This is a genomic window from Colwellia sp. 6M3 (genome assembly GCF_014077595.1).
GTDB lineage: Bacteria > Pseudomonadota > Gammaproteobacteria > Enterobacterales > Alteromonadaceae > Cognaticolwellia.
Map to the genome: position 1 here is coordinate 1 of NZ_JACGWF010000169.1, position 2,638 is coordinate 2,638.

The following is a 2,638-nucleotide window of genomic DNA, read 5'->3' on the forward strand; positions in this document are numbered from 1 at the left end:
CCAGAACGCCCCAATGCTATTAGAAAGAAAATTATCTGGCGGTGCGAAGATCACCTTGACTGTGATGTTGATGAAATGGAAAAGTTGGCATTGGTCAAAAAGCGATTTCAAGATATAGAAGAAAGTGCTCTTGTTGATGGTGAAATTTTCCTGAAGCAACTTGATCCTGACTAGGCAAGGCTGTACTTCAATCCCTTTGGCTTCAAAAGCAGCCAAAAATAAAGCCCCTTGTGGGGCTTTAGGTTTAATAACATCATTTCTTCTTTTTACTAAAGTATAAGCGATATATTAAATCACCAGTAGCTAGAATAAACAGAAGTACAAAGATGATATTTACACCGCTTCTTTTTATATTTAGTAAGTTTCTATCGAATATATCTACTTCTTCATGAGTCACCTGAACAAAAATATGTCCTTGACTCTCCACTTCAATATGATCTCCAATTTTAATTTGAGAAATAGAATCACAGGGTATGTCTAACCTATTTCTAAAGCTCTCATTATTGGATGTTAAAATATGGTAAGAATAAATCCCCTCTCTTTTGACATCTGCATGACAATCGATTTTTTCAACATAACCTTCAACAAAATCATGGCTAGCAAGCAAGTTTTTGACAATTATGAATCCCATAGCAAGCATTACAAATAATGAAAATGCAATATTAAAGGTACTTTTTAGATTCTTAATTTTCATTTTTATCCTCACGAATTTTTTGCAACTTTTCTGGTACTTGATCGCCTTCATTTACTAAAACTGCACTTTCTGATACAGCTTCAATACCTCCTTTAGACATTCCTGATACAGTTTCTGGGCCGAAATTACTTATAATTTTCCCAATGCCCTTCAACATACCTGTCAACCCTCCTATAAGATCTGAACCTATAGAAGTGTAAGTTGCTTGCTCGGAAGTAAATCCAGCCGCAAGTGCCCCTTGCTCTACCAATGACTCACCAGTAAGCCCCTCTCCCATAGTAATTACTCCTGGCACCAAATTTCCAGTCATAGTCAAAGCGGCACCTGCAACTATTTTTGTAGTGTCGCTACCAGATCTTGGAGCTGTATACGAAGAATGGATAGCCTTCGCTGCTTTTTTGTTTGGTGCCATAGTAACAGACATTTGTTGTGCCCCATAAGAACTCATACCTGTAGGGTCGGTATACTTATATGGGTTATTATTAGCGTAGGTATAGCGATTAAAACCATGTATACCGTTACTTGTGCCTAAGTGTTCAGTAGTTCCAACCGGATCATTCGAATAAAACCGACCGATAACTGGATCATAGTATCGTGCCTGCATATAAATTAGTACGAACTACGAAATATCAATTAAAGGGTAAATAACTGATGATTACATTTTGATGGACGGTTATTGCCACAAAGCGGTCTAATTTACGAATAAAAATCATCTCGCCTAACGATCACTTTGATACGATTGCTGACGTTCCTCACAGATACAAATATTCATTGTTTGACTATAAATATTATCAGTTAATTGAAAAACCTGACTGGCAACAAAGCCACCATAGCCGAAAGTCATGATGTTGAATTGGATGATTTCAAAGTGCCATTTTTACCCTTTGAAACCTTTGGAGTTCAACACTAAAGAAGGGTGTCTAGGTTCTCTAGGCTTCCTAATGTTGGTAAATCCACGATCTTGCAATTCAGCATTAATAACCCAATAATTAACCAACTAAAGCCAGTCAAATTGCTGGTTCATTTAATAGGAAATAAAATGAAGCGATTAATAATACTAGCAGCAATAACATTTAGCACCCCTAACTTTGCAGCTGAACAAGGCTGGACAAGCGAATCTAAATACAGGTCAGACGCAGGAGCAATAGTTAACGCCTCTAAGGTTTATGTAGAGAATCCATCATTAGGTGTTAGCAAACTTAGAGATCTATCACTAACGATTGTTCATGCTTGTGGCAAGTTTAAGCAACGCTATGAAAACACCAGCAACTCAAATAAAACAGATTTAATGAATAGAACCTATCCGAAAGTAATCTCTGTTTGTAACAAGTATTAATCATCGAAAAAGTGGACGATGCCGATAAGAAATTGGAAAACGGTCTTGAATCGATTTATGATTGAATTCGAAGACCGTTTGAAAGATGTTATTTAAACTTGGCAGATACACAAAATACGTTAGAGGGTCGTCAACAAAGTCGGATCACTTGACACTAGATAAGTAAGGGATTATGTTCGATTTCGTATCTAAGTGATCATAAATCGGCCTCATTTTGAGGACTAATTTAGGTCGGCTCTTGAACAAAAATTGCTGAAGTTTGTTGCACTTATTAACGAGGAACTAAGCTATTTCTACCCAGAGCAACAACTCGAAAGTATGATGGTTTATTGTAAAGTATGACTCTTTTTTTTTTGAGTATGACACTACATTGTCACTGCACGCATAGTGTGGGAGAGTAATAAATACAATCAGCTTGAAAATAGAATACTTTGAGGTTTTTAAATATTGATTTTCTTAAATATACAATTAGGATGTTGAAAAAACATTAAAAACATACCCTATTGATTTATATGACATTTATTTTTTTAGATCTTTTGATTATAAAAACACCAAAAACTCTTTTAAAATAATTTAGACCTAAAAAAAACTTAAAAATAACCATTGTG

Annotated in this window: 3 protein-coding genes and 1 pseudogene; 1 reads left to right on the forward strand and 3 read right to left on the reverse strand. The window is 35.5% G+C overall.

Going from position 1 to position 2,638, the window contains the following annotated elements; genetic code table 11:
• Positions 1-253: 253 nt before the first annotated feature.
• The 3 genes and pseudogenes from H4J50_RS18710 to H4J50_RS18720 all read right to left on the reverse strand — a co-directional run.
• Positions 254-694 (reverse strand): hypothetical protein, encoded by a 441-nt coding sequence (locus H4J50_RS18710; RefSeq protein ID WP_182257668.1) that lies wholly within the window; start codon positions 692-694, stop codon positions 254-256.
• Positions 684-1,118 carry a hypothetical protein gene (locus H4J50_RS18715; RefSeq protein WP_182257669.1) on the reverse strand — a complete coding sequence of 145 codons (435 nt, stop codon included), beginning with the start codon at positions 1,116-1,118 and terminating at the stop codon, positions 684-686. Before H4J50_RS18715 ends, H4J50_RS18710 begins: the two co-directional genes overlap by 11 nt.
• Positions 1,119-1,151: 33 nt before the next feature.
• Positions 1,152-1,298, reverse strand: a pseudogene (locus tag H4J50_RS18720) (RHS repeat-associated core domain-containing protein); the annotation flags it as partial.
• Between the two features lie 435 nt (positions 1,299-1,733).
• On the opposite strand from H4J50_RS18720, the gene H4J50_RS18725 reads away from it, so the two are divergent.
• On the forward strand, positions 1,734-2,030 hold the full coding sequence (locus H4J50_RS18725; RefSeq protein WP_182257670.1) for a hypothetical protein: 297 nt from the start codon (positions 1,734-1,736) through the stop codon (positions 2,028-2,030).
• Positions 2,031-2,638 lie beyond the last annotated feature (608 nt).

Coding starts and splice junctions, on each gene's coding strand:
- H4J50_RS18710 (WP_182257668.1), bottom strand. CDS start 694: ATGAAAATTAAGAATCTAAAAAGTACCTTTAATATTGCATTTTCATTA.
- H4J50_RS18715 (WP_182257669.1), bottom strand. CDS start 1,118: ATGTCTGTTACTATGGCACCAAACAAAAAAGCAGCGAAGGCTATCCAT.
- H4J50_RS18725 (WP_182257670.1), top strand. CDS start 1,734: ATGAAGCGATTAATAATACTAGCAGCAATAACATTTAGCACCCCTAAC.